The organism is Massilia pseudoviolaceinigra, from assembly GCF_030846505.1.
Lineage (GTDB): Bacteria > Pseudomonadota > Gammaproteobacteria > Burkholderiales > Burkholderiaceae_D > Telluria_A > Telluria_A violaceinigra.
The window spans coordinates 1-839 of sequence record NZ_JAVCWL010000122.1; the positions used below are offsets into that span (position 1 = coordinate 1).

At 68.7% G+C, this 839-nt stretch carries 1 protein-coding gene; it reads right to left on the reverse strand.

Translation table 11 applies throughout. The features are described 5' to 3' along the window. Positions 1–839 (reverse strand): tape measure protein (locus RBA40_RS33365; protein WP_306653208.1); only part of this gene is annotated, 839 nt, incomplete at both ends.

Here is an 839-nt window from a genome sequence, read left to right on the forward strand (position 1 = left end):
GAGTAGCCGCGCCCGCCTGCGCGGTGATCGCGGCCGTATTGGCGATCGACGCCGTGGTGGCGCCGCCAGCGGCGACGGCCTGCGCAGCGAGTGCAACAGCATGCGCCTCGGCCGCTGCGGCGGCACGCGCCTGCGCAGGGATTAGGCCATTGGTGGTGATCGCCAGCGCCGCGGCGCCCTGTGCAGCCAGCACGGCGGCGCGCAGCTCGGTCACGCGGGCCGTGGTGAGCGCGGCGGAACTGGCGGTTGCCTGCACGTTTGCCTGGGCTTCTGCCAGTTTGGCGGCAGCAGCTACTGCGGCGGCTTCGGTGGTCGTGACGGCGGTCTGCAGCGTGGCTGCCGCGAGCGCGCGCTTGCTAGCCGCGGCCGCATACGCATCCGTAGCCAGGCCGACGAGCCAGTTGGTCGCCTTGATGGCGATCATGGTGGACATCGCCCAGGCCACACCCGCCAGGTTGCTTGCCAGCAGACCGAGAGCGCCAGTAAGGGCCGCAACGGCGCCGCTCGCGTTGGCCTGCACGCCAACCATTTCCATCATGTTGTTCTTGAGAACGGTGAATGCTCCGCCGATCGTCTGCACCTGGGCCGCCTCGACGCGCAGCTTCTCCAGCGCGTCCGGCAGCACGGTGGCCATGATGCCCGAGGTGATCTTGCCTTCCTCAGCCATTTTTTTCAGGGCACCGACCGGCAATCCCATGCCGTCGGCAAGCGCCTTCATCAGCCGAGGCGCCGCCTCGTTCACGGCATTGAATTCTTCGCCGCGCAATGTTCCAGACGCGAACGCCTGGGCGAGCTGCAGCTGTGCAGATGCCGACTCGGTGGCAGTGGCGCCGGAGACC